The organism is Photobacterium aquae (genome assembly GCF_001029445.1).
Taxonomy (GTDB): Bacteria; Pseudomonadota; Gammaproteobacteria; order Enterobacterales; family Vibrionaceae; genus Photobacterium; species Photobacterium aquae.
Genome location: NZ_LDOT01000002.1, coordinates 406,772 through 432,580 on the forward strand (window position 1 = coordinate 406,772; position 25,809 = coordinate 432,580).

The following is a 25,809-nucleotide window of genomic DNA, read 5'->3' on the forward strand; positions in this document are numbered from 1 at the left end:
CCATACCCAATACAAAGGGTCGGCTTTATTATTTTATTATGTTTATTACGATAAAATAATAAAACCGACCTTTTTTCTTTCAGAGCAAATATCCCCAAGAAACGAACATTCCAGCTTATAAAGAATACCTCCTATCAGCCCACATGAAGATATTTGAATGCCATCATTCACACTCAATATAAATAAAAAAGCCGACACTGCTGTCGACTTTTTAATAAATCTGATTATCTCAATACACAGCACATCCACAACCGTTGACTACGGCTGCTCACCCAAAATAAGTGTTACTTAAACTTTGTAGGTTATGACGTTGCTTGATGGCGGCAAAGATCCGTAAACGTGGTGATATTTTGCTTAGACTCCAACCAAGCGCGGTTGGCATCCCCTTCGATAATCGCTTCAACGATACCCGTATGACTAATACCGCTTTGCGACAAGTCATAATCATGATGGGTCAACTTGATATAGCTCTTGAGCTGATTGGAAATCTGCTCGTAGATCTTAATGAACTTGTTGCTCTTGCTGATTTCAACCACCTTCCGGTGTAGCTCGAAATCTTTGTGGCATACTTCCACAATATCCAACGCTTCATTGGAGCAAAATTCACAGAACTCGTTGTAGATACGGCGAAGCTCATCCTTGTCTTCTTGCGTAGCCCTTTCCGCAGCCATCACTGCCGCCTGGGATTCAATCGCCACCCGTAGGTTGTATAGCTCCCACAGGTCATCATCCGACAACGTAAAAACATGCCATCCCACATAAGGCTTCTGCACAACCAGCCCCTCATGTGAAAGTGAGTTCAATGCCATACGGACAGTACTGCGCGAAAGCTCAAGATCTTTTGACAGCGTACTTTCAACGATCTTCTCACCCATTGCCAACTGACCGGAAACGATCATATTTCTAATAAATTCAGTAGCTTGCTCTTCTAAGCTCTGTTTATTGATCTTCATTTCCCTGACTCGTTCTTAGTGCACGATTTAAGTAATTGAAAAATATAACACGAACTTGTGACATTTGTCATATTTTGTCATCTGTAGATCTGTATACTGCCGATTGTCGGACAATAGACAATTAACTGTTAACGGTAGACAGAGAATATAAGAATGAAAGCAATAAAACTTTCACCTACGGATAACGTAGCGACACTGCTGGGTGACGTTGAAAAACACGACGCTGTTGAAATTATTTCAGCTGACAACGAAGTGATCGCTGAGATCAAAGCACTGCAAAAAATCACGTTCGGCAACAAAATTGCGCTGGGCGATATCGCCAATGGTGAACACATTCTGAAATGCGGCCACTCTATTGGTAAATCGATTGTTGAAATCCCACTTGGTCAGCTTGTGCATGTCCAAAACGTTCGCAGCGAACGTCTAGACATTCCTGAGTCAATCATCGAAGAAATCATCAAACAAATGGGGATCGAGCAATAATGAGCGCAACATTCAAAGGCTACCCGCGTCCAAACGGGACTTTCGGTATTCGCAACAACATCATGGTTGTTGCAATTGACGAGTGTTGCGAGGGCATTGCGCGTAACATCAGCAAAGAGATTGAGAATTCGGTCGTTGTGACCAACCACTACACCTGTATGTATGGTGGCAACGAAGAAATGATCGATACCATCATCCATACCGCAACCAACCCGAATATTGCCGGCGTACTGGTTATCGCGATGGGTTGTGGCTCGATCGACCCGCAGATGATAGCGGAGCCTGTTCGCAAGGAAGGCCTACCGGTTCATACCCTAACGGTTATCAAGAACAAAGGCACAATCGAAACCATTAAGGACGGTATCGCACTGGCTAAAGAGCTGGAGTCTTACGCCAACAGCATCGAGCGTGTAGATGCACCTGTCTCAGCCCTGCGGATCGGTATCAAGTGCGGCGGTTCAGACACGTCAAGCGGTCTGGCATCGAACCCGTCAGTGGGTGCCGCCTCTGACAAGCTGGTCGACATGGGCGCGACCACTATGGCCGGTGAACTACTGGAACTGCTGGGCTGCGAAGATATCCTAAAAGCCCGTTCTGTCACGCCAGAAGTCGGCGAGAAGATCGAGCGCCTGATCGCTGAGGATCTGAAGCGCTGGCACGTGATCGAAGGCACGGAAACAATGTCTATCGGTAACAGCGTTGGCGGCCTGACGACCATTGACGAAAAATCACAAGGTGCAATGCACAAAACAGGTACTCGCCCTATCCAAGACTGCCTGCGCATTAACCATATTCACCGTGAAAAGCCGACCAAACCCGGTTTCTACCTGACCGAAACCACCATGCTATGTGGCGGTGCGGCCATGCATTTTGCGTCTCTGGGCTGCCAGCTAATTATCTGGACCGCTGGTGCCGCAGGCTTCAACAACTCGATTGTTCCTGTTATCCGCGTATCGGGCAACACCTCGCTGATCACCGCTGACATGGACATCAACGCCTGCGGTATCATGGATGCCACAGACACCATCGACAACGTATCGAACAAGATTATCGACAAGGTCTTCACTGTGGCCAATGGTGCCCCGACCAACCTTGAAGGTGTTGGCTACGCCTACGCATCCCTATACCAGAAAGACCAGCGTCTAGAACACGTTATCGGTATTTGCCCTCAGTAATCATCGTTGCTTTCAAAGGGGCGAGGACAGCCCCTTCATATGAGATTAAGAAAATGAGTAAAACAGCGCCAAATAAATCATTGGGTCTGACCCTTGCGCTCGTCTGTGCGGCCCTATGGGGAGCATCATTCCCTCTGGGCGGCGTTCTGGCTGGTAAGCTAGATCCCGTGGTACTTGCGATTGCCCGCTACGCAATCGCTACCCTGTGTTTCGTTGCCGTGTTTATTTTCTCCAAAAAACACACCCTGAAAAAAATCCAAAGCAAGAAAGACGCCGTGCTTCTTATGGCTGCCGGAATCTCTGCCCAGGCGGTGTTCTTCTACTTCACCATTCTGGCGTACGAATACACCTCATCCGGTGAGATCGGCGTTATCAACGGCATGGCTCCGTTCCTGACGATGGCTGCTGTTTTTATCATCGATAAAATCAAGCCAACCGCTCCGAAAGTCTTCGCTGTCGTATTGTCTCTGATCGGTGCCGCCGTTATCGCCTACGACCCATCGAACAAAATTCAGGGCTTGAACCTCGGCCATCTGTTCGCACTGTGCGGGGTGCTGGGCTTTGTTACCTACAACTACATTCTGGGCAAGTTCGGGCCAGATCTGAACTCGCGTTACGATTTGTACTCAAGCAGCTTCTACCAGTTCGCCTCAGCCACCGTGGCACTGCTGATTCTTGGCGTGATCACTGGCGCTGACTTCAGCTCTGCAACCGTACTGGTTGAAAACGGCAAACACCTTGGCAGTATTCTGGCACTTGGCCTGCTATGTTCTGGCTTCGCCTACGCCTTGTGGGAACTGGCTACACTGAAAACCCAAGATGCAGTTATCACCACAATGGCCCTGAACGTCCTGCCGCTGTTTGCGATGATCGTTGCCTACTTCCTGCTAGGTGAAACCATCACCCTGCAGAAACTGGCCGGTGTTGTCACGGTAGTTATCGCGCTGTGCATCTACACCGTGGGTGACAAGTTCAAGAAAGCACCTGTTGCTCAAGAAGCCGCCGCTTAATGAGAACCCGCTGCTCATTCGCTGTCAGTACCTAGACTGGCAGCGAATTTTGAACGGGGCCTAATAGCTCCACGATTGGGCTCCGTACTGAATATATTTAGCATCAGAGAAACAACATGTTATTTAACGAATTGAAAATCACTGAAGTAGAAGTTATTCACCTGCGTGTTCCGGCTCTTGACGAGGCTTGCGAATGGGGTGAAGACGGTGTTCTTATTCGCGTTCACACAAATGCAGGCATCACGGGTGTGGGTGAATCTGATAGCTCACCAATGATGATTCAAGCATGTATTAAAGCTACTCAGAGCCACGGCTCTTCGCAGGGTCTTGAGCGTCTTCTTATTGGCGAAAACCCATTAGACATCGAGCGCCTATACACAAAGATGTACAACGGCACTCATTATGCAGGCCGTCGTTCAACCATGATCCACGCTATCTCTGCTATTGATATGGCGCTATGGGACATCGCGGGCAAATTCTTCAAAGTACCGGTATGGCAGCTTCTTGGTGGTAAATTCCGAGACAAGATCCGTGCATACGGGACGTTTATCCCATCGGCAATCAAAGAAGAAAACATTGCCCGCACAACGGAATTGCTCGCTCAGGGCTTTACGTCGTTGAAGTTCGGCGGCGGTCCGCTGGGTAAAAATGCAGAGACTGATTACGAAATCATTAAGACCGTGTGCGAAACCGCTCGTGGTATCAACAAAGACGTTGAAATTGCCATCGACCTCGCAAGCGCATGGCGCACAGCCGGTCACACTATTGAAATGGCTAAGAAGCTAGAGGAATTCAATCTTCTATGGATTGAAGAGCCAATTACTGATGATGTTTTGGCTGGCTACCGAAAGGTGTCTCAATCAACATCACAGAAACTGGCTGGCGGTGAAACGTTGACCACCCGTTACGAATTTGCGAACTTCATCGAACAGTCGGGCGCTGACTTTGTACAACCGGACGTGACGCGTTGTGGTGGTATTAGCGAGATGGTGAAGATCTATGACATGGCGCATATGGCAGGCATGAAGCTAGTCCCTCACGGTTTCTCAACTGGCATCCTCATCGCAGCAACGGTACATTTCCTCGCTTCTCGTGAACATGGCGATCTAATTGAATACTCTCAGAGCACAAGCCCGCTGTTTACGTCACTGGTCAAAAACCAGATCCAGTTCAACAACGGCTATGTTGACGTCCCCAACACCATTGGTTTGGGCGTGGAGCTAGATGAAGAACTGATTGCCAAGTACCGTATTGATTAACGGAAGTCATTTACGGGAAACGGAAAATTAAGGTTCATGACGGCTTTCTTCGGAAAGCCGTTGTCATTGTAAACTGAAGACTAATCCTGACGCCCCAGAATACGGAGAATCCGCAAAAACAGGCCGATAATATCCATATACAGTGCAGCGGCACTGTCCACCGCATTATCGAGTGTTTTGGGGATCTGATTCGCCCGCCCCCAGTCATAGCCAATATAGCCACAAAAAATAAGCGCCACCGCCCAATCGATCCATCCCCGGTGAGCGGTACCAAAAATAAAAATCTGAAGAATCCCCACCAGCAACACGGTAAGCAGAGAAATGCACAATGCCCCCGCAATACGCTGGAAGAACTGCGGGAACAAGGTGCCCAGCAGCATCATGCATCCCGTCACTAGCCCCGTGATTTGAATGGCTTCCAGCACTAGGTCCGGATCATAGGCAGAAACAACAACATTGATAACCAAGCCAATAGGCAGCACAACAAAATTGTACCCAATAAAGCTCACTAGCGGGTTATCAGACGAGCTGAACAGGTAGACCCCAAAAAGACAACTGGCAAAATAACCGACAAAGAACATCCACCATGGTATCTGCATCACGTTCTCCGTCGGGATCGCCGACACCATCCACCCATTCACCGCGAACCCCCAGCACAATACCGCCCCTATAATTAGGTTATACAATCTGGCACTGATCTCTGGGTCATAAGACTCCGTACGTTCAAAGACACTTGATTCCATCATTGCTTGTGCACTCCTTTGCAAAACTTCGCGGGAAAACGAAAATTTTACCACCGCCACACTGGCTAATTTCGGTCAGGAACCCAATCTCATCGCTACATTGTCAATCTGCGAGACAAACCTCAAATGTTTCTGTATGTGAAAAAGCCCAGCGTTGTCAGGCTGGGCTTCGCGCAAAATACCAATATTCGCCAAATATAAAAAAAGCCGAAATAATTCGGCTTTTTATAGAGAATGAACAGACAAATAAATTAAATGCAGACGGTCGAAAAGAGACAAGCACTGTTGAGAGAAGACAGAAGACGCCTGTCCCTTTTCGTTTTATTTAACTATTGATGGCAAGAATAACGACGGCATTACACTGTGAGATGTTCAAGCTCACGATCGGCAAGAATCGCTTTGGCTTTTACCATTGCTTCTGCATCACCATGAACAATCACGAGGTATTTGTCAGCTTTAATCGCCGCGTTGTATTTCACAATGCTGTCTTTTGGAATACCGATACTCGCCAGAGCACCACCCACAGCGCCCAAACCACCGGTCACGACTGCACCTTCAATCGCACCTACCACGCTAGATACGATTGGACCTGCAACCATCAAAGCACCAACGCCTGGTAGCCAGAACATACCAGCACCAATCAATGCGCCCCAAACACCGCCCCACAACGCACCGGTCTTACCCCATGATTTTACGCGGTCGCCTGTATTGTAAAAGCCAGCGACGTTTTCTTCGCTGTGGTAGCCCTTACCCAAAATTGAGATTTTAGAAACATCAAACTCTGCATTTTGCAGTGTTTTAATTACAGCTTCAGCCTCTGCATGTGTATTAACTATGGTGATTATTTTTTCATGGTCTTTCATCATACATCTCCATTTTGAATACTGATTTGCTTATTTTTATTAACTGATTTGATGGTAAGTCATAAAATTTTGTCTCGCTATCGCCATAATTGGATAATAGGTTTACCTTTTTGAGGAATAAAAACACAAACAACAATTCCCTTTGCAAATAAACCAGCATTCATCATTCGCGCTGAAGACCGCTAATCTAAATCCATGTTTAGTACACTTGGAATACCGGCATAAAAAAACGTGAGCCATAGGGCTCACGTTTAGTTTCAGTCAATAAGCGTCATTTAGGCTAACACTTACCATTATTCTTCGCCGAACATCCGCTACTTTGCGAACATCCTGCGCACGCCCCACCCTTTTTCTTCATTACAACCAATTTGTAAATCGCTAGAGCAAGAATGATCAAGATGCACAGCGAGACAAGTATGTTCGTCATATTCACTCCTTACTGCAGGCTCAAGCCTAGTTTCTGCTGCTCTTTCACCGCCCCTTTTCTCAGAAGGCTGAAGAGGAAACCAATCAAGGCAACACACACAACAAGACCGTAGACAAAACCGTCACCCAACGCACCGGTTGTCGCCAGAGTACCGCCTTGGTAGATAGCAAACGCCGCCACGTAAGCAATACCCAGCTGCAGACTAATACCACCAAGCAACCACTTCTTGTTTTCCAGCTCCGCATTCATGGCACCGATAGCGGCAAAGCATGGTGGAGTAAACAGGTTAAAGACCAAGTATGCCAGCGCTGCTACAGATGATAGTCCCATCACCGTTGCAACATCCGCACTACCCGATACCAACGCCAGCTCTTCGGTATCGATAAAGTTAGTGATACCGTAAACCACGGCCAATGTACCGACCACGTTCTCTTTGGCGATAAAGCCTGTAATCGCAGCGGCAGCCAACTGCCATACGCCAAAACCAAGCGGAATGAGTACGAAGGCAAACGGCGATGCCAAGCCAGCCAGGATACTTGTGCTCTCTGCGCCTTCAGCCACGATGTCAAACTGCCATGTGAACGTCTGCATAATTTGCACCGCTGCGTTACAAAGCAAAATAATAGTACCGGCTTTGATAACGAACGCTTTACCACGAGAGAATGTCGAGTTCAGTGCCAATTTCAGGCTTGGTACACGGTATTCAGGAAGCTCAAGAATAAAGAATGAACGTGTGCTCTTTTCGCCGGTAATACGAACGATAAGCAGCGCGCCAAGGATAATCAGGCCAATACCGGCGAAGTACATGCTTGTACCTACCCACGCCGCGTCTTGGAAGAAAACGCCAGCAAACAGAGCAATAACAGGTAGTTTTGCGCCACACGGCATAAATGGCGTCAGCATGGCCGTAGTACGGCGCTGCCTTTCATTTTGAATGGTACGTGTCGCCATGATGCCAGGGATAGCACAGCCAGTACCAATAATCATTGGAATGATTGATTTACCTGACAGGCCCACTTTTTTGAAGAAGCGATCCATAATAACCGCAACACGTGCCATGTAACCGCTGTCTTCCAATAGTGCCAAAAGGAAAAACAGCACCATAATCAAGGGCAGGAAGCCAACGACGGCACCGACACCACCGATAATGCCATCCAACAACAGCGCGCTGAGAAGTGGCGAAACGTCCTCGCCCATTGCGCCTTGTACCATAGCGTAGAAACTGTCAATCCAGCCCACTAGTGTATCAGCAAACAGCGGACCGACATGGGTTTGCGAAATAGAGAACACCGCCCACATAATGACGGCAAAAATCGGCAAACCAAACCACTTGTGCGCTAGCACTGTATCCACTTTGTCATGGATAGTTTGTTCCGCGCTGCTTACTTGGCGAGTTTCAATTTTCGCCACTAGCTGCTTAACGAAGGCGAAACGCTCGGCATCAAATGCCTGAACAGATTCGGCATCGGTAATTTCAGTGTACTTTTGCGTAAACGGGGCGTTTTGTGATTGTCCTTTCACTTCCGCCGCTTTCGCCAGCAACGCTGACAGAGATTCACTACGTGCATCTGATGCTGTCGTCTCAACCACTGGACAACCCAGTAACTGGCTCAATTGGGGCGCATCAATGGTTAGTTTTTTGCTATTGTTCAAGTCGCTCTTATTCAAGGCGACAACGACCGGAATACCCAATTCTAAAAGTTGTGTCGTAAAAAATAGGCTTCGATTCAGGTTAGTCGCATCGACAACGTTCAAAATAACATCAGGATTTTCGCTTTTCACGTAATCTCTGGTGATCGTCTCTTCCAAGGTGAAAGGCGACATAGAGTATGCCCCCGGCAAGTCAACGACCGTCATCTCACCGTATGAACCACTCAGTTCCTTCTTTAGCGGAGCTTCTTTTTTGCTAATGGTAACGCCCGCCCAGTTTCCCACGCGCTCAAGTTTGCCGGTCAACGCATTAAATAGGGTTGTTTTACCGCTATTGGGGTTACCTGCTAATGAAATTTTCACTGCTATCTCTCCATGCAAAAGACACCCTCGTGACTTGAAATTACGAGCGAGATTAACCATCAAAAGCCCAAACAATGCCTGCACTGTTTAAGCGATGTCGTTTTCGCCACGCAATAAAATTTCACACCGTCCCGAGGTATAAAGGTTGTAATTAAAACAGCCCCAAGCTACCTCACGTTGCTTGGGTATGAAGTCGGCTTAATTGAGGAGTACGGTTTTTGCCAAATCAGAATCGATGCTATAACGTGCATCTTTGATTGAAATGACGTAAGTATCTGATAATACAGAAACAAGCGTAATTGACTCCCCTGCATAACATCCCAATGTATTGAGGAAATACGCCATTTCTTTGTCATCTTCTACAATGCTTTTAATCGTATACTCTTTGTTGATTTCAGCACCAATCAGCGAGCCATTGTTTATTTGCTGTGTTTTATTTTTTCTAAAGAATCCAAACATCAGTCCACTTTCCTCAATGCATCAAGGCGTAATAAAAGTCCTCGAAGGGAAAATTACGCACAATGAATAATAATCATTACTACTTTTAGATAATCACATCGGAGCATTCATAGCACCCCCCAAAGAATGACTGGCTACGCTTTCACTAAAAACCCCAATGATATCTTAAAAAACAAAGAGTAACATTTATACGCACTGCAATTACACTGATAAAAAATACTCTCAGCGATTAGAACCTCGACAGCAACCAGTGACCATTCTAGCCATTCACTTAGCGCATAATAAGTATCGTTCTAAACGAGAGCATAAAAATGATAATCATTGTTATTATGCTTTAATTTTCTCTGATTCTTGCTTTGTAAAAATTGAGCAAAATCAATTAACCACAAAAAAAGTATGAGAAATAAGCGGAGTGCGTTGAATATCATGTTTTGCACAGCCTCATGCTTAAATATTGGTATACAAATATTTTGCTTTATCTCGAAATAGCATATTCATAATCATTAATTTATTGGCACTGACTTGTTTTAAACAAACACCATTAAATTAATGCAACCCAAACTCATATTGACGTATGAAATTTGAGCCCATTGGCTGCTCGCATGAGTGAAGTGGATGTAATAGATAATTTGCACGAGGTATGAGGTATTAAAGTGTGGGGGGAACGGGCAATGTGCTTTCGCTTCGCTCAGGTGAACCCTGTCTAGGATTCTGCACCCTATCTCGATATCACAATATTCAGACGTAAAAAAACCGCTGTAAAAACAGCGGTTTTTTTGAGTGTGGTGGAGCCAGATCAAGGTATAGGGGGATTTCAAATCCCGGGTCTGCTCATCCATCGGTAAGATATACGAAAAAGCCCCAGCATTACTGCTGGGGCTTTGAATGTGGCGGAGAGATAGGGATTTGAACCCTAGATACGCTATAAACGTATGCCGGTTTTCAAGACCGGTGCTTTCAACCACTCAGCCATCTCTCCGAAGTTTTACATCCCAAAGCAGGGATGGCGGTGAGGGAGGGATTCGAACCCTCGATACGTTGCCGTATACACACTTTCCAGGCGTGCTCCTTCAGCCACTCGGACACCTCACCATATTGTTATCTCGACGCCCTACGTCTCGATGGCGTGTAATGTAACGGCAAGCGCCCGATGGGTCAAGCGCCTTTCCTGCGTTTTTTCGCAATTCGCAGTCAAGTGGTGATGAATGGGCCAATTTGTGGCAATCTACATCAACCAAGCCCGTTTTCATGCGCTTAGCTGAATTGATAGATTAGACTAATTACGATAAAAACACTTTCAATTTCCACGGAGCCTTATGTTTATCAGGATCTTCCCCCTACTGTTATTTCTTCTGGTTGCCCTTGGCACCCAAGCTGCCGATACCGACAAATACACGGAACGCGAGCAGCAACTGACCAACCGGATAGAAACCCTGCAGGCTCAGGCCAACACACCTGAAACCTTAAAAGATCTCGATACCCTACTCACGGCTCGCAGCCAGCTAGAAAAAACCCGCGAATTCGAACAGCAAATCCTGAACTACCAACAACTGGTTGATAACTTCCCTTCATTAACCGCCAAACTCAGAACACAAATAAAAGATTTCACCAGTACCGAGTTTCCCAGCTTCAACCAGCTTGATTATGACGGCCTCCATCAAGCGATCAGCGAGCAGGATCTGAAACTGAACCAACTCGAACAAAGCCGTAGCAACAGCAAAAACGAATTACAGGATATTGAGCGCGGAATCGATGAGTTCTCGACCCGTTCAGCCCAACTTCGCGATCGCATCAAAAAAGAGGAACAAACGCTTACCCAGCTCCAAAACCAAAGCCACGTTGCCGACGAGTTGGTACTGATCCACCAAGTGGCCCACCAATACTACACCAGCCAACTCAGTATGCTGGAAGCCAAGCAGCTCAGTGCCGGCAACCGCCGTACCTTGGTCAAACAGCACATCCAGCTGGCCAACCTTGAAATCGATGCAAGGCAAGCCTATCGCAATAATTTACAGCGCGAGCTGAACCGCCAGCTCAGGCTAGAGACCAATAACGCATCGGATTCCACCACCCTTGCGCCACCTGCCGATCACGACCAACCCGAAGCTCTGCGGATACTGGCTATCAACCACCAGCGCTATACCACCTCGTTAACAAATATTGCAACCAAAAACGAGCAGGTTCAGCAACAGCTCAAATCAACCCACGAGCAGACCAAGATAGTCGACCGCACGGCCGATGATCTCACCAGCATGGCAGAATGGCTCAAGCTAAGCCCGGCCTTCAGCGAAAACCTTAGAACCCGCATCAACCGGCTGCCCAATAACCCGCCAATCAAGGCGCTAGACAAAGACATCGCACAAAACCAACTTAAGAAGTACGAATACCAGCAGCTACTCAGCAGCCTGAAAGAGCGAGCGAACCAACCCGCCCCCCCGGTGCTTACCGCCGAGCAAAAAAAGCAAGAACGTGCCCTAACCAAGGACAATCTCAACTTGCTAGAAAGACTGGTTGATAGCTTAGACTCACTGATCTATCAGCAAGCTACTCTGAAAGTGGCCTACGAGCGGCTCAACAGCAACCTCAATGATCTCCGCACCCAAGCCAGCAAGCAGTTATTCTGGGCGCCGGATACCAATCCGATCAGCCTCAACATGCTGACATCGAGTGTCGAGATGCTGAAATGGTTTTTCTCGCCTTTCCAATGGGTCGGCTTTGTCAAATTCCCCACATCTGTTGATCAGTGGCCGCTCTTCATTGGCCTTTTCGCCGTTGCCATTTTGCTCGTAGGGCTCAACTGGTGCCGCAAATACTGGAAACGCTATCTTGAGGACACCAGCAAAAAGATTGGTAAAGTCACCCAAGACAAGTTCCGTTACAGCTACGGCAACGTCTTCTTCTCATTCTGCCTGGCTTGGCCAGTACCGCTTGCCATCGCCATCATCGGCCTGATCTTCACCGCAGCTTGGCAATACCCGTTTGTTCACCATTTCGGTCAGGCACTCTCGCTTCCGATGGCACTGGTCATGTATTGCTTCATGCGTGAGCTAGTTCGTCAGGATGGGCTGCTGATCAGCCATTTCGAGTGGGACGAATCCTTGGTAAGGCGCTGCTTCCGCCATTACCAACAACTGCTGGTGCTATACCTGCCGATGATGGTGATCCAAAACTTTGCCCACCTGTATAGCGATATCGAGGTCAATGCCACCCTTGGCCGGCTCGCCTTTGTGATGAGCAATATCGCAATCAGCTACTTCTTGTGGCGAATGTACCAAGAGAAGCTGCCGATGACTTACGGTGATATCCCCGAAGGCAAAGCCCACCTTGGCCACCACCTTTTCTGGTGGGGGCTGATCCTGCTGCCACAGGCCCTTAACTACACCGCCCTCAAGGGCTACCTATCGTCATCGCAGTCGGTCATGGGCAAGCTCGAATTCTCGGCGGTAATTGGGGTGATCACCTTGCTGGTGTACTACTTGACCAAACGCCTGATGCTGATCCAGAAACGGCGACTGGCTTTCGAGCGAGCCAAGGCCAAACGGCAGGAAATCATCGCCCAGCGTATTGCCGAGGTGGAAGAAGACAAGGACGATCTCGTCACCAGCAGCGAGATGCAAATAGAAGTGGAGGAGCCAGAGGTCGACTTGGACAAAATCAGCGCCCAATCCCTGCGCTTGTTACGTTCATTGCTGCTGCTGATCTACCTCGCTTGCCTATCGGTGGTATGGTCTGACTTTTATCAGGCCATTTCCTACCTCGGTGACATCACATTGTGGGACGTTACCAGCACCATTGACGGGATAGACGTACTCAGTGCTATTTCGATCAAAGACGTCCTGCTGGCTATCCTCGCCTTCTGGCTCACAGCCATACTGGCGCGCGACCTACCCGGCGCAATGGAACTGCTGATATTGCAACATATCGACCTGAGCCCCGGTACGGGTTACGCCATCACCTCATTAACCCGCTATGTGGCGATCTTCCTCGGTATCGTTATCGGCTCGGGGCTGATCGGGTTTGATTGGTCGAAAATGCAGTGGCTCATCGCGGCTCTCGGTGTCGGCTTGGGGTTTGGCCTGCAAGAGATATTCGCCAACTTCATCTCCGGTTTGATCATCTTGTTCGAAAAGCCGATCCGGATCGGCGATACCGTCACAATCCGCAACCTCACCGGGGTGATCGCCAAGATCCAAACTCGGGCCACCACCATCGTCGACTTCGACCGCAAAGAAGTGATCATGCCCAACAAGGCCTTTGTGACCGAGCAGTTCATCAACTGGTCACTGTCTGATCCGATTACCCGAGTAACCCTGTCGATCAGTGTCCATTACGCGGCCAATACCGACTTGGTCACCAAGCTCTTGTTCGAAGCGACCGAAGAATGTGATCTGGTGCTCGACAACCCGGCTCCCGAAGTGTTCTTCCTGACATTAACCACAGACAGCCAGAACTTCGAGGTTCGCGCCTATGCCGCCGAAACCGCACACCGGCTAAGCCTGACCCATGACCTCCACAACCGGATCAAAGACAAGTTCATCGCCCACGGCATTGAAATTGCCAGCCCGCAGTTGGAGGTGCAGATGAAACGCCCCCGTAAGGCCGCTACCAAGCGCAGCCATTATTAGAAAACAAAAAGCCCCGGAGTAAATAAACCTCCGGGGCTTTTTGTCGAAATCGGATCGGTAAGGGGTATTATGCGTGCTGGTAGTATCCCGGTACTCGGAACATACGACGGACACGATCCAAAAACTGGCCGTAAACAACACCCAACACCCCGGTCACAACCGCATTACTTGCTACCGCCGTCATGATCTGATCGATGTCAGCGCCAACCACGAACAGAATCCCTGCATAGGCAGGAGACTGGAAAGAGACATACGCCACCATATCAGAACAACCACGCATCCACTTGTTCGCAGACAGCTTTGCCCCCTGGCGCAACATCATGTCTCGGTACAGGCCATACGGCCATGCAATCGCAATATTTACCGGAATCGACAACATTCGCGAAGCCAATGATTGGTCGAATGTCATCCCTGAGATAAAAATTTCGATCATCATGCCTGTAATAAAACTAAAAACTACCATAGCAAAGATATCAGCAGCGGCACTTCTTACGTTAAATGGTCCTTTGGCAGACATAGTGGATACCTCAAATCACAGTAAATAAAACTAAAGGGATAAATTAAGTTAGTCAGAAAAACTGGATATGAAATACAGGCCAGTTGATATGAGTATTAAAACAACTTTTATGCAGAATTACCCGCTAAATATTTATTCTGTTTGTAATTTTACAACTGAATTCAGGCTGAAAATTGGCATGATTGACTACTTTGGCAGTATTTTCGTGCCACACCCAAAAAACACAAGATCTTCGACAGCCATAAAAACAACTTAAACCACCCCAAAAAGCCAATATCACCAAAGTTATCATGCCATTTTGATCGTTCCATCTGCGCAGCTTACCCTCATTGCTTTATTTACATTTCCGCCAAAGATAAACAGCAGTTATAGCAAACAACAATAAAACTAATGCAACAGTTAAATTAATTAAAAATCAAACATTTAAATACATACAAACACAAACAAAGCCATCAGTACCAAGCCAAATAAAATGATCAGCCTCTACCACAAGTAAACGTTATATTTAGTAACCAACAGTCAAATAACGCCAATGACAGATAGAAATAGTGACTTTACGCACAAAAATCACCGTTTACTTTATATTTAACTAAATTTGTCAGACAAATAGAGCGAAGGGAATGAACACAACAAGAGGCTGAATAATGATATGCAAAGGAAAAAAGAAGAGTAATACCAAGCAGCCCCGGCTCGGTAGGGGCTGCTGCTAGCTAGTCAAGACATCTGATTTAACGCTCGGTACACGCGCTAATCTCTTCCCAAGGGGAGTAAGCCGTCAGCCCAGGGATCTCAAGCTGAGTCCACCATTTCGCTTGCCACAATTTGCCCTGGTAGTCTGCAGTTTGCCCTTTAAGGTAAACCACATGAGGTTGCCAAGGCCCGCTCGGGCAAAGCGTCAGTGGTTCAGGCTCTACCATCCAGTCAATCAATTGCTCGTGGCTAACAAAACGCACCTGCGGCTTGCTCAGGGCATAATCTATAAACCGCTTGAGTACATTCTGGCGAGAGGCCACCGTCGTTTCTGGCATGCCCCAATGCTCCCCCCCGTTAAGCAGGCCATAGAACGCTGAATGTAGCCCCAATACCAATGGCGCTCGGTTCCCTGCCAGTCTCAGGTCGAGGTTATAGCTATAAATAGCTACCACATCATCTTCACTCAACCCAGCCGCTCCCCAATCGGGCGTAGAATAAAGGTTCCAGTCAAAGTTATCCCCCTTTCCTGAAACCGGGTCAAAATAGCTGATCCGGCTGGCTATCTTATCGCGCAGCGAATAGTCCAAGCCAAACCTATCCATCTCACTGTCTGGCGGCACAATCAACGTATGGAGGGGAACTTCCCATAAACCGGGATAGTTATTGATAGCGGGCTTCCAACCACCCGCTACGGCCATTTGATGAGACGGGCTGCCGTTATCAAGGGTAAATGGCCAATAGTTATTTGTGCCCGTTTGCTCGGCCGTGCTACCGGCAGGAAAACTCACATCATAGCGAATACCGCTCTCGACAACGGCTTTCAAGGTATTGTCGTTATACGTCATGAAAGGCGCGCGAAAGCCACTGACCTCATCGACACCAATCCCGCCATCCTCCACATCAGCAGTCAGCAAGGCGTCACATCTATTGACCTCTTCTTGCCACTGCTCGGCAGTCATCCAAGACTGGAGCGGATTATAGTTAACCTTATCGTCTGGGTGAGTGTAGGTATGGTTACCAATATCATGCCCCTGTGCCACTAGCTTGCGCCACAACGCTTTGACCGGCTCGTTAGCCTCAACAGGCTGGCAATGCATGAAAAAACTAGCCTTGAGTGGCTGGGAGGCAAACTGATCCATGCCCGGCGGATTTTGATAACTCTCTAGCAACGCCATCACCCACTCCAGCCCAGCAACTTCGGTATTGTCATCAAAACCAAAGCTGACAAACATCGGTGTTACATGGGTCGCCAACGGCGAAGCCGCTGACGGTGGCATATTGACGGCCGAGGCATGGCTGGAAAGCTCATTACTATGGGCTGCAGAGCTGGCGAAAACCAGTGCCCCGCCCAATAATGCCGCAGAGCACGCAGTGGCGACACGCGATTTCGCATTTCTATGATCATCTTTCACGGTGACTTCCTTATTGTCATCAACACAATTTCCTGCACACTAATCTAGTCGCCACTGAGGACTTTCATATTACCGATGACCAACTATGCTGGTATGCAATAGTTTTTATGCAACAAGCCTTTCAGACATACCTAACTATCTGGATCGAGTTGGCAGTTGGCTTTAGTGCAAGCTATCCGGAGTAGACATTGAATAAATAGAGGTGGGCCAATTCTCACGTAGCGATTCAATAAATGAGAGCAGCAGAGCGATGTATGAAAGGATGATGGCTCGTAAGCTTAATGATGATGGGAGCTGCTTAGAAAATGCATTGATATGGTGCTCTTGGCAAAACTCAGACGTAAAAAAACCGCTGTAAAAACAGCGTTTTTTTAGTGTGGCGGAGAGATAGTGATTTACTGCTCGCAAGCTCGCGCCCTCCGGGCTATTGCCTTTTCGTCCCTTCGGGACGGGCAATGTGCTTTCGCTTCGCTCAGGTGAACCCTAGATACGCTATAAACATATGCCGGTTTTCAAGACCGGTGCTTTCAACCACTCAGCCATCTCTCCGAAGTTTTACATCCCAAAACAGGGTGTGAGACAGCAGAGTTCACCTATTAAGCTATTGATTTTTTAATTTAAATAAAAACTTATACCCAAGTATTACATAAGACAACTGATGCCGTATCTTGGCACGCAAGTTTTAATAAGCACTATTTTAATTTGATGAAAGTTTAACCTTTTCTAACAAGTTCACCTGCTTTCTGGAAAGCCCAGCTTTGCCATATCGATAGCACAAGTAATCTGAGATATCCTGTTCATGGGTAGAAATTACTACTTGCCTATCCCTTAGTTCAACACGGAGCAAATCACTCAACGATGCTATGTTAATCTCATCCATACATTGTGTTGGATCGTCAATAAACACAAACGCAGTTTTGGCGTATTTTTTGTTAAGCGCAAGAAATAAAGATAGCGACAGAGCGTTGATTTGGCCGCTGCTCATCGAGAGCGCGGCATCATGCTCAGAGTCACGTACCGTAGTAAAGTTCATTGCAGCTGTTTTTCGCTGTTTACCATTAGGCGTATCAATAAACACCCCTAGCCCACTTTGATAGTTTTGTAGCAATCGTCCACTATAGATATGAAAAAGTGACTCCATTTGACCTAGTGTTTGATTGGTATAGTGTGTACGTGCTCGTTTAAGCTGGGTTTCTATGTTATCTAACTTTGAATATAAGTCTTCTAAATGCAGAAATTTTGCACGGTAAAAGTCTACATCCTTTTGCCGCGCAGCAATCGACGCATTTACCGTCAATTTATACTGTTGCTGAATGTAGTTTTTTTTCTGTTCAATCTGCTCTTCTGTCAAATTTTCAAGCTTGCTTAGATCGGAAAAATGAGCTTTAAAGAAAGCAAACTGATTCGTTGACAATATCTCATCTTCTGGCTCCAACGATTGAAGAATAGCGGTATTCACTGCTGAAACTTGTTTCGATTGGTCTTCTAGGTCAGGGGCATAAACCCTTGGTAACTTAATCCCTTGCATTTCCAATTTTTGTCCAATAGAGACCAATCGCTGCATTTGATGTTCATATTCAGCTAACTCAGAATACAGTTTTACATTAAACTCACGCCTGACCGTTTCTAACAATGGAGCATATTTTGCCTTCAAAGGTACAAGGATGGCCTCTATCGCTTGGTAACATTGATTAATTTGCAAACCGATCTTGGTTAGTTTCTGATCCAGTAAAGCTGTCTTCGCCTCGATTGCCGAAAGTAATATGCTGTTCTCTTGATAGTCAAATCCACAAAGGGGGCAGTCATTCTCAATATTATCAACTATTTGGAGAAGTTTTGTTCGTAATTGCATCACTGCTGCTTGCTTTTTGCTCACACCACTGTGGCCTAAATGTAGCTTATTCTTGTCTTCAATCAATCGCATAAGTTTGATAGATTCTTGTTCTTCGATATATGAAGAAATTAACGAACCATGTGATGAAGTAAGCTTTGATACTTCAATATCCAATGCATGACAAATTTTGTCTAACCTATCTAGAGCCGCTTTATCTTTATGTAAGGCAGGAAGCTTATCGAAATGATGAAAGAGCCTAACAGCCAAACCAAACTCAGCTCGTTTGGTAAAATCAATTTTAAGTTGATTCCTTACCCTCTTAGCAATCTCTTGCCGGCCTACATAGACATTATTTAACAAATCAAGTTGTCCCAGTAGCTGTTCTAAGCTTTTTAAGCTATCAACAGAAAATGGAACCTTAAGGTCCCATTGAGGAGTAACCTTTGACTCCGTTAACTTAATGTAGGCTACCGGAGCTACGTCACTAACCGTTAAAGTGTGCTGTAGATCTTCTAGTCGAAGTTTTTGCTTAGCATACTCATCTTCAGCATATTTCAACTGCGCTTTGGACTCCGACTTTAACTTACCAATATTGTCAATTCTTGTGTCTAACTCATCAAGGTTAAGTAGGTGACTTATTTGATCTGTTCTTTTATCGCTATTACATCCGTCAGGAATAACAATTGATTTACTATCTTGTTGCAAGTAGTTAAGCACTGGGAAGTTTTCCAGAAACTTATCTCCAAATTTCTCTGACCAAAACTGTTTCTCATCATCAATTAGCCTAGGGCTAGCAGTTTCATCGAAACCAGATAGCTCATAAAGCTTAAATTCATTAAAACTATTAGGTCTATTTACACTTGAATCTAAGTCTTCTTGTTTAGCCATCCTCATAACATAAAGTATTTCATTGCCCTTTTGAAGCTCTGCAATAATAGATATCCCATCATGACAATTGTGATTTTGAAATATACTACGATTGTATTTTTTGTTATTGTTACCACTTTTGAGCGCTCGATGTCTAGCCGAGATTCTCGGGAGCTCACTACAAAAAAGCAGTTGTTTGGCATCAAATAAGGAAGTTTTACCAAAGCCATTCGGTCCATCATAGATAACTAGATCAGATGAATAGTTTTCTGAAAACTGCGTAAATACCTTGAAGCCATTAATCTTCAGCCTGTGAATTCGCCATCTTGCCACGAATATACTCCTCAACTATTCCTTTGTAATTATTACTATTGCTTGTGAGCGCTTCAAATTCATTACCAATCGCCAATAAACCTACTTTTTGCAAGTATTCATCCGCCAACTGACAGGGGTCATCTAATTCTGATTCATCTACAGGAACAGATAAAAAAGGAAGCTTAATGTATATACGGCTTGCAATGCCATACTCTGACTCAACCATCGGCGATTTCTTGTATGAGCTGAATTTACTTTGATCTTTTATCAAATTAGCAACATTACTTGTATCATTTTTATTAAGAAGATCTAGTTCGGTTTGAGAGTAATACAAAACATGTTTTTTAAAACTATAGCTATCTTCCTCTAAAGCAAAAATCTCACTTTCATAGTCAATTACATCGGCCAACCGATCCAGCTCGAACAAAACCACTACATCTGTATTCTTTGCAAAAGTAGGTTGCTCTCTTAACACGCTCGGTGTGTTTGCCAAGACCCACTGATTAAGCTCATTTGGTTTCATCAATTTCGAAACCTTAACAACTGCCAGAAAACGATGATAGTTGCTCGACATAGAACGATAAAAAGAAAACTGCTCAGCATCTTGTTCTACTAGCTCAAACTGACACGGAGAGTTGCTTGATAGCATATTAATTATTTGATTAATCATTTATTTCATCACTTGCGTCACGAACTGACACAAACCTCACATTGTTTATTTTTGTAATTCGGTTTCTATCGTTTTCATATATTTCTGTGAATTTACCAGTAGAACTAGATTCACTATTAAGTGGAAATGGAGCACTATCCATGTGTACAACTAGATTATCGTACTCATAAAGCACATCTTGTATGGTCAGGTTTCCACGAAGAGCATCAACATTTTCTTGAATTTGCTTAACATCTAACTCTTGATTTAAAAAATCGAACTTCATCGCAGTAGGAAGAAATGAACCTAATCCATTTTTGAAATAGTGTGGTAAGTCTTCAGATGTTTTAACGCCCATGATGCTAAGAATAACTCTTAAATAATTATCTACTGTATCATTACTAAATCCAGATAATGAGATATCCTTTTGATTTGGTTTCTTTGAATAATAGAGTCGAGTTAAAGAATGAACACCCATATTCGCTACTGCAAATCTACACTGGAAAATACCATTCAAATCAACAGAATCATTGTCTTGAAGACTATCTAATATTTGATCGGTTCTATCCAAAAGAGTCTTTCTAAACTCAAACAGAATTGCTGCTCGATCATCACTATGAATTACCTCAGAACGCAAACAATTTACAATGTCAGAAAAATAAATTGGAATAGATTCTGCAGCTTCAAATTTGTTCATCGACTCATGCTGGTTTCGATAATGAGCTAAGTTCACCTTCCCAGCTAACAATACATGCAACTTAGCCAATTTATGCGCAATTAGTAATTCTGTGGATGGCAGACCGTATGCTCCAAGGTACTGTTCAACAATTTCATTGAGTTTAGTATCAATAGAGTTCGTTTCAACATAACAACGATCATCATGATACTGATAAAACTGAACAATATGCTCGCCATTAGCGTCATTAGCAGCCCAATCAGAAAAGTCATCAAGCCCCACAGAAACGTGAAACCATCTAACAGTGTTCCCATTACATCTCTCTGATATTTTTGATGCTTGTCGCAAGGCAGGGATATAAGAATAGCGCTTGTTACTCTTCATAGCTTTGACCTGATGAAGAGATAAAACGTTACCGCTGCGATCGTGGATCACAAAATCATCTAGGTGCTCGACATTCAGGTAATCAGCTTCGGAATCCCCTTGCGTAAGAAGACGTATCGCGTGATACAAGGCAACTTTACCTTGATAAACAAACCCACTCCACGCAGGAATGGCACTGCTGTTTACGATCTGAGAGGAGACTTCTATCAATCTAAATATTCCTTTTCGTAAGTAGCCCTGTGTTTTCAAGCTTTCATAACTACGTACAACGTCAGATTTAAGCTAACGCTCACCAAAAACCAAGCCGGCACGACTTCATATACAGTTGTTGCATATTAAACTGAAAAACCTTTATAGAAAAAGGGAAGTTGACCATAATCTAAACCTCAAAACTAAACAGCACTCCCAACGCTCGAATAGATTCTTTTCTTTTAGAAACAATAAAATCGCCCAGGGCAACGTCTAACGTTTGGCTAGGCTTAGGTAAGGAAGTAAAAATGACGAGTGCAGTTAGTTTTTGGGTGAGCTACCTAATAGTTCAATAGATGATCTGCTGTGGTTGACAGTAACAGTTTTCAATACCTGCTTGATAGTACTTAGCACAGCAAAATTATGCCCAACACCAACTGAACGCTCCTTAGTTAGTAAGGACACTTTCATATCAAATGGAAAACTACGATCACGACGTGATTTCGGGAGAGTTATACGTGTGTAGTAAGTGCAATTGTTAGCACAAAAAATATACATAGCCTCACCTGTTTGTCAAAAAGGTGAACCAACACCGCCACAAACAAAACCTTTTATATTCAATTACTTATTGATTAAGAAAAGTAACATAGATATAGGGCTTTACTGCTCGCAAACTCGCGCCCTCAGGGCTATTGCCTTTTCGCCCCTTCGGGACGGGCAATGTGCTTTCGCTTCGCTCAGGTGAACCCTGTCTAGGGTTCTGCACCCTATCTCGATATCACAACATTCAGACGTAAAAAAACCGCTGTAAAAACAGCGTTTTTTTGAGTGTGGCGGAGAGATAGGGATTTACTGCTCGCAAGCTCGCGCCCTCCGGGCTATTGCCTTTTCGCCCCTTCGGGACGGGCAATGTGCTTTCGCTTCGCTCAGGTGAACCCTGTCTAGGATTCTGCACCCTATCTCGATATCACAATATTCAGACGTAAAAAAACCGCTGTAAAAACAGCGGTTTTTTTGAGTGTGGCGGAGAGATAGGGATTTGAACCCTAGATACGCTATAAACGTATGCCGGTTTTCAAGACCGGTGCTTTCAACCACTCAGCCATCTCTCCGAAGTTTTACATCCCAAAATAGGGATGGCGGTGAGGGAGGGATTCGAACCCTCGATACGTTGCCGTATACACACTTTCCAGGCGTGCTCCTTCAGCCACTCGGACACCTCACCATATTGTTCTGCCAAGGCTATCGCCTCAACAGGGTCGCTACTATAGGGGCTTGAGATACAAAGGTCAACAAAAAATACCGGCAGAACAATCAAGTGGTCATAATTGCAACGACTAGCGACTATTTACGCTTAGCGATGCCGACATAGCAGTTGCCCTGCTACAATAGCCATCAACAGCCTGCCCGATGGGCAGTTAAAACAAACGAACCGCCTTTTAGTTGAGTAAAGAATTATGTCTTCATCCCTGCGTTCGCTGCTTGAAAACCCACAACTTGCCCAACAGCTGCTTTCTGAAGCCCAAACTCGTGGCTTCGTCACTGCCATGGCCGCAGCCCCTTACCTGATCAACCCATCCGAATGGCTGGCGTTCCTATGGGGTGGCGAGGAAACCTCTCCGTTCAACTCACAAGAAGAGCTGGAAGCCTATGCCAACGCCGTCGTTGAGCTTTGGAACGAAAGCCGCGAAGCCCTTCTGAATGGTAGTTGGCAGTGGCCAAAAGAGTGTGCCCTTGAAGATCGTGAAATTGTCACCCCGCAAACTCGCGAATTTTCGGAAGGCCTTCTACAAGGCTGGCAACTGGCCCGTGACGATTGGGAAACGATTATGCCGGAAGACAGCGAGAACAGCGCCCTGCTTGGCGGTGTCCTGCTGTGCTTTAGCCTACTTTACGATCCAGAAAATGCCATGGATGCCCTATCGGCCGAAGGGGCTGACAGCCTTGCCCAGTTCGAGGAAATCTTCGCCTCTGTGCCGACCATGCTATGCGGCCTGACTATCCGAGCCCACGAACTCGCCAGTGACGACGACGAGTAATTGCGCTTGATAAAAAAAAGCGACCTAGGGTCGCTTTTTTTTATTTTCAATCTATGTCGCTTCGACGGAACGTTATTACGCGTTGCCCTTCACCTTGAGTTGTAGCTCGGCGGCAAAATCCAACATACGGTTCAACGGGATCAGTGATTTTTCACGCAACTCATCGTCCACAAAAATCTCATGCAAATCACCGCCCTCACGCAGGCCCGCTTCAATAGCTTTTAACCCGTTCATTGCCATCCACGGGCAATGAGCACAACTGCGACAAGTTGCCCCTGCGCCGGCAGTCGGTGCTTCGATAAGTTCTTTTTCCGGCACGATTTGCTGCATCTTGAAGAAAATTCCCTTGTCGGTCGCAACGATCAGCTTTGTCTGCGGCAATGTTTTGGCCGCTTTGATCAACTGACTGGTAGAGCCAACTGCATCCGCCAGTGCCACCACACTCGCCGGAGATTCTGGGTGCACCAAGATAGCGGCATCCGGGTGCAGGTGCTTCATATCCCGCAGCGCCTTGGCCGAGAACTCATCGTGCACGACACATTCGCCCTGCCATAGCAGCATCTCTGCCCCCGTCTGCTTCTGGATATACGAACCCAGGTGACGATCCGGTCCCCAGATAATTTTCTTATCTTCGCTATCAAGGTGCTCGACAATTTCCAGCGCGATGCTGGAAGTCACGACCCAATCGGCACGGGCCTTGACGGCAGCGGAGGTATTGGCGTAAACCACCACGGTATGATCGGGGTGAGCGTCACAAAACTCGGTGAACTTATCTGCCGGACACCCGAGATCTAGCGAACACTCCGCCTCCAGCGTTGGCATCAACACTGTTTTTTCTGGGGTCAGGATCTTGGCCGATTCGCCCATGAAGCGAACGCCGCAGACCACCAACGTGCTTGCAGGATGCTGGTTGCCAAACTTGGCCATTTCCAGCGAATCACCAACAAAACCACCGGTTTCTTCCGCCAATGCCTGAATTTCAGGGTCGGTATAATAATGTGCGACCAGTACCGCATTCTTTTCCTTGAGTAGGGTCTGGATCTTGGCCTTGTATGCCAGTTTCTCGTCGGCCGTCAATGGGATCGGCTTGGGCGGAAATGGGTATACCATCTGTGAAGGATCAAATGTAATACTCATGGCTCAATTGCTCTGTTGCTGTCCTTGTTCGAATCTCGCCATTATACACCGCAAACGATTAAATATCATGCTAGCCGCCAAGCGCCGTTTTACCGGCACCACACTCCATCAAAACCAAAAGTATACATTACCGTTTACTTTGAATAAAAAGTGGGTATGATGCGCATTCTCCATATCCGTATGCTCAAAGACTTATAATAAAAATGAAAAAAATACTTTTTTCCACCATGCTGCTGGGGCTATTTGCCAACTCGGTATTGGCCAATGACTTTTCCCTTCCAATCTGGAAAGACAAAGCTGAAGCCTTGGGCTACGTCCTACCTGAACCTATCGGGATCAGTGTGGGCTATATGACCATGGAGCAAGGTATCGAGGTCGACTCCATTGCTCTTACCGGGCTACCAAAATCAAACATCTTCAAGCTTGGTATGGATGCCAAACCGGGAATTCAGAAGACCGACGTACTGTCATTGCGTGCAGACACCTGGATATTCCCATTCCTCAATGTCTATGCCATGGCCGGGGTACTCAAAGGCTATTCCAAAACAGACGTTGATGCATCGGTATCAGTCAACCTTGATCTTCCGTGGCCGCTTCCCTCTATCGATAAAACCTATACCGGCACCATCAAGGACTTCACTCTCGATCTTGACGGATACACAACAGGATTTGGTATGGTGCTTGCCGGTGGCTACGGCAACTGGTTCAGCCTGGTCGATGCCAGCTTCACCCAAAGCAGCCTGACCGTGATTGACGGCCAGATTGACGCCATCGTTATCTCCCCTCGTCTGGGTTACGATTTTGCCTCACACGGCGCTCCAATCCGTGTCTGGGTTGGGGCAATGTATCAGGATGTCGAACAAAACCTTTCCGGCAACCTCTCGGATCTCGGCCTTCCGCCACAACTAAGCGCCCTGATGCCAGAAGATGCCCGCTTCGAGGTCAAACAGCACCTGACCACCCAATGGAACCCTTTGCTCGGGATGCAATATCAAGTCAACAAACACTGGTATCTCCTTGGCGAAGCCGGACTCGGAGAGCGCCAGAGCCTATTCGTTTCTCTTGAGCACCGTTTTTGAGGCCCTAT

19 protein-coding genes and 5 tRNA genes are annotated in these 25,809 nt (G+C 46.3%); 7 read left to right on the top strand and 17 right to left on the bottom strand.

The window, feature by feature from the left end:
- Positions 1-302: 302 nt before the first annotated feature.
- Positions 303-953, bottom strand: a complete 651-nt coding sequence (locus ABT56_RS02455; RefSeq protein ID WP_047877242.1) for a GntR family transcriptional regulator — start codon at positions 951-953, stop codon at positions 303-305.
- A 153-nt stretch (positions 954-1,106) separates the two neighbouring features.
- Here ABT56_RS02455 and ABT56_RS02460 point away from each other — a divergent pair, with 153 nt between their 5' ends.
- The 4 genes from ABT56_RS02460 (at position 1,107) to ABT56_RS02475 (ending at position 4,880) form a co-directional block, all read left to right on the top strand.
- A complete protein-coding gene (locus ABT56_RS02460; protein WP_047877243.1) occupies positions 1,107-1,436 on the top strand; it encodes a UxaA family hydrolase in 330 nt (109 codons plus the stop codon).
- Positions 1,436-2,611: a UxaA family hydrolase gene (locus ABT56_RS02465; RefSeq protein ID WP_047877244.1), complete on the top strand. Its 1,176-nt coding sequence runs from the start codon at positions 1,436-1,438 to the stop codon at positions 2,609-2,611. Before ABT56_RS02460 ends, ABT56_RS02465 begins: the two co-directional genes overlap by 1 nt.
- A gap of 53 nt (positions 2,612-2,664) precedes the next feature.
- Positions 2,665-3,621 (top strand): DMT family transporter, encoded by a 957-nt coding sequence (locus tag ABT56_RS02470; protein WP_047877245.1) that lies wholly within the window; start codon positions 2,665-2,667, stop codon positions 3,619-3,621.
- Positions 3,622-3,737: 116 nt separating this feature from the next.
- A complete protein-coding gene (locus ABT56_RS02475; protein WP_047877246.1) occupies positions 3,738-4,880 on the top strand; it encodes a mandelate racemase/muconate lactonizing enzyme family protein in 1,143 nt (380 codons plus the stop codon).
- Between the two features lie 80 nt (positions 4,881-4,960).
- On the opposite strand, the gene ABT56_RS02480 is transcribed toward ABT56_RS02475, so the two are convergent.
- The 7 genes from ABT56_RS02480 to ABT56_RS02505 form a co-directional block, all read right to left on the bottom strand.
- Positions 4,961-5,626, bottom strand: coding sequence for a Bax inhibitor-1 family protein (locus ABT56_RS02480; RefSeq protein ID WP_047877247.1), 666 nt, complete (start codon positions 5,624-5,626; stop codon positions 4,961-4,963).
- Between the two features lie 353 nt (positions 5,627-5,979).
- Positions 5,980-6,489, bottom strand: coding sequence for a general stress protein (locus tag ABT56_RS02485; protein WP_240478237.1), 510 nt, complete (start codon positions 6,487-6,489; stop codon positions 5,980-5,982).
- A gap of 277 nt (positions 6,490-6,766) precedes the next feature.
- Complete coding sequence (locus ABT56_RS24640; protein WP_084722136.1) at positions 6,767-6,913, bottom strand: FeoB-associated Cys-rich membrane protein; 147 nt, start codon at positions 6,911-6,913, stop codon at positions 6,767-6,769.
- A 9-nt stretch (positions 6,914-6,922) separates the two neighbouring features.
- Positions 6,923-8,926, bottom strand: coding sequence for a ferrous iron transport protein B (gene feoB, locus ABT56_RS02490; RefSeq protein WP_047877249.1), 2,004 nt, complete (start codon positions 8,924-8,926; stop codon positions 6,923-6,925).
- Between the two features lie 198 nt (positions 8,927-9,124).
- Positions 9,125-9,385 carry a FeoA family protein gene (locus ABT56_RS02495; RefSeq protein ID WP_047877250.1) on the bottom strand — a complete coding sequence of 87 codons (261 nt, stop codon included), beginning with the start codon at positions 9,383-9,385 and terminating at the stop codon, positions 9,125-9,127.
- Positions 9,386-10,273: 888 nt separating this feature from the next.
- Positions 10,274-10,364 (bottom strand) — tRNA-Ser (locus ABT56_RS02500).
- 25 nt (positions 10,365-10,389) lie between these two features.
- Positions 10,390-10,477: transfer RNA gene (locus ABT56_RS02505), tRNA-Ser, on the bottom strand.
- 224 nt (positions 10,478-10,701) lie between these two features.
- Here ABT56_RS02505 and mscM point away from each other — a divergent pair.
- Positions 10,702-14,010, top strand: coding sequence for a miniconductance mechanosensitive channel MscM (gene mscM, locus ABT56_RS02510; protein WP_047877251.1), 3,309 nt, complete (start codon positions 10,702-10,704; stop codon positions 14,008-14,010).
- A gap of 67 nt (positions 14,011-14,077) precedes the next feature.
- Here mscM and ABT56_RS02515 read toward each other — a convergent pair whose 3' ends face one another.
- From ABT56_RS02515 to ABT56_RS02545, 8 genes are all read right to left on the bottom strand, one after another.
- Entirely contained in the window at positions 14,078-14,527 is a 450-nt protein-coding gene (locus ABT56_RS02515; RefSeq protein WP_047877252.1) for an L-alanine exporter AlaE, read from the bottom strand.
- A gap of 728 nt (positions 14,528-15,255) precedes the next feature.
- A complete protein-coding gene (locus ABT56_RS02520; RefSeq protein ID WP_047877253.1) occupies positions 15,256-16,632 on the bottom strand; it encodes a polysaccharide deacetylase family protein in 1,377 nt (458 codons plus the stop codon).
- A 377-nt stretch (positions 16,633-17,009) separates the two neighbouring features.
- Positions 17,010-17,181, bottom strand: a tRNA-Ser gene (locus ABT56_RS23835).
- A gap of 148 nt (positions 17,182-17,329) precedes the next feature.
- Positions 17,330-19,666 carry an AAA family ATPase gene (locus ABT56_RS02525; protein WP_047877254.1) on the bottom strand — a complete coding sequence of 779 codons (2,337 nt, stop codon included), beginning with the start codon at positions 19,664-19,666 and terminating at the stop codon, positions 17,330-17,332.
- The gene (locus ABT56_RS02530; protein ID WP_047877255.1) at positions 19,632-20,318 is read right to left on the bottom strand and encodes an ABC-three component system middle component 1; all 687 of its coding nucleotides are present in this window, start codon (positions 20,316-20,318) and stop codon (positions 19,632-19,634) included. Before ABT56_RS02530 ends, ABT56_RS02525 begins: the two co-directional genes overlap by 35 nt.
- Positions 20,311-21,567 (bottom strand): ABC-three component system protein, encoded by a 1,257-nt coding sequence (locus tag ABT56_RS23185; RefSeq protein ID WP_053062362.1) that lies wholly within the window; start codon positions 21,565-21,567, stop codon positions 20,311-20,313. The genes ABT56_RS02530 and ABT56_RS23185 overlap by 8 nt, the downstream gene beginning before the upstream one ends.
- Before the next feature lie 1,000 nt (positions 21,568-22,567).
- Positions 22,568-22,658: transfer RNA gene (locus ABT56_RS02540), tRNA-Ser, on the bottom strand.
- A gap of 25 nt (positions 22,659-22,683) precedes the next feature.
- A tRNA-Ser gene (locus ABT56_RS02545) sits at positions 22,684-22,771 on the bottom strand.
- A gap of 232 nt (positions 22,772-23,003) precedes the next feature.
- Here ABT56_RS02545 and ABT56_RS02550 point away from each other — a divergent pair.
- Entirely contained in the window at positions 23,004-23,585 is a 582-nt protein-coding gene (locus tag ABT56_RS02550; RefSeq protein ID WP_047877256.1) for a UPF0149 family protein, read from the top strand.
- A gap of 75 nt (positions 23,586-23,660) precedes the next feature.
- Here ABT56_RS02550 and nadA read toward each other — a convergent pair whose 3' ends face one another.
- Positions 23,661-24,722 (bottom strand): quinolinate synthase NadA, encoded by a 1,062-nt coding sequence (nadA, locus tag ABT56_RS02555; RefSeq protein WP_047877257.1) that lies wholly within the window; start codon positions 24,720-24,722, stop codon positions 23,661-23,663.
- Positions 24,723-24,925: 203 nt separating this feature from the next.
- Here nadA and ABT56_RS02560 point away from each other — a divergent pair, with 203 nt between their 5' ends.
- A complete protein-coding gene (locus ABT56_RS02560) occupies positions 24,926-25,801 on the top strand; it encodes a hypothetical protein (protein WP_047877258.1) in 876 nt (291 codons plus the stop codon).
- The last annotated feature ends 8 nt before the right edge of the window (positions 25,802-25,809 follow it).

Bases quoted from the DNA above. Each gene is read 5' to 3' on its own strand.
- ABT56_RS02455 (WP_047877242.1), bottom strand. From the start codon at position 953: ATGAAGATCAATAAACAGAGCTTAGAAGAGCAAGCTACTGAATTTATT.
- ABT56_RS02460 (WP_047877243.1), top strand. From the start codon at position 1,107: ATGAAAGCAATAAAACTTTCACCTACGGATAACGTAGCGACACTGCTG.
- ABT56_RS02465 (WP_047877244.1), top strand. From the start codon at position 1,436: ATGAGCGCAACATTCAAAGGCTACCCGCGTCCAAACGGGACTTTCGGT.
- ABT56_RS02470 (WP_047877245.1), top strand. From the start codon at position 2,665: ATGAGTAAAACAGCGCCAAATAAATCATTGGGTCTGACCCTTGCGCTC.
- ABT56_RS02475 (WP_047877246.1), top strand. From the start codon at position 3,738: ATGTTATTTAACGAATTGAAAATCACTGAAGTAGAAGTTATTCACCTG.
- ABT56_RS02480 (WP_047877247.1), bottom strand. From the start codon at position 5,626: ATGATGGAATCAAGTGTCTTTGAACGTACGGAGTCTTATGACCCAGAG.
- ABT56_RS02485 (WP_240478237.1), bottom strand. From the start codon at position 6,489: ATGATGAAAGACCATGAAAAAATAATCACCATAGTTAATACACATGCA.
- ABT56_RS24640 (WP_084722136.1), bottom strand. From the start codon at position 6,913: ATGACGAACATACTTGTCTCGCTGTGCATCTTGATCATTCTTGCTCTA.
- ABT56_RS02495 (WP_047877250.1), bottom strand. From the start codon at position 9,385: ATGTTTGGATTCTTTAGAAAAAATAAAACACAGCAAATAAACAATGGC.
- mscM (WP_047877251.1), top strand. From the start codon at position 10,702: ATGTTTATCAGGATCTTCCCCCTACTGTTATTTCTTCTGGTTGCCCTT.
- ABT56_RS02515 (WP_047877252.1), bottom strand. From the start codon at position 14,527: ATGTCTGCCAAAGGACCATTTAACGTAAGAAGTGCCGCTGCTGATATC.
- ABT56_RS02530 (WP_047877255.1), bottom strand. From the start codon at position 20,318: ATGATTAATCAAATAATTAATATGCTATCAAGCAACTCTCCGTGTCAG.
- ABT56_RS02550 (WP_047877256.1), top strand. From the start codon at position 23,004: ATGTCTTCATCCCTGCGTTCGCTGCTTGAAAACCCACAACTTGCCCAA.
- nadA (WP_047877257.1), bottom strand. From the start codon at position 24,722: ATGAGTATTACATTTGATCCTTCACAGATGGTATACCCATTTCCGCCC.
- ABT56_RS02560 (WP_047877258.1), top strand. From the start codon at position 24,926: ATGAAAAAAATACTTTTTTCCACCATGCTGCTGGGGCTATTTGCCAAC.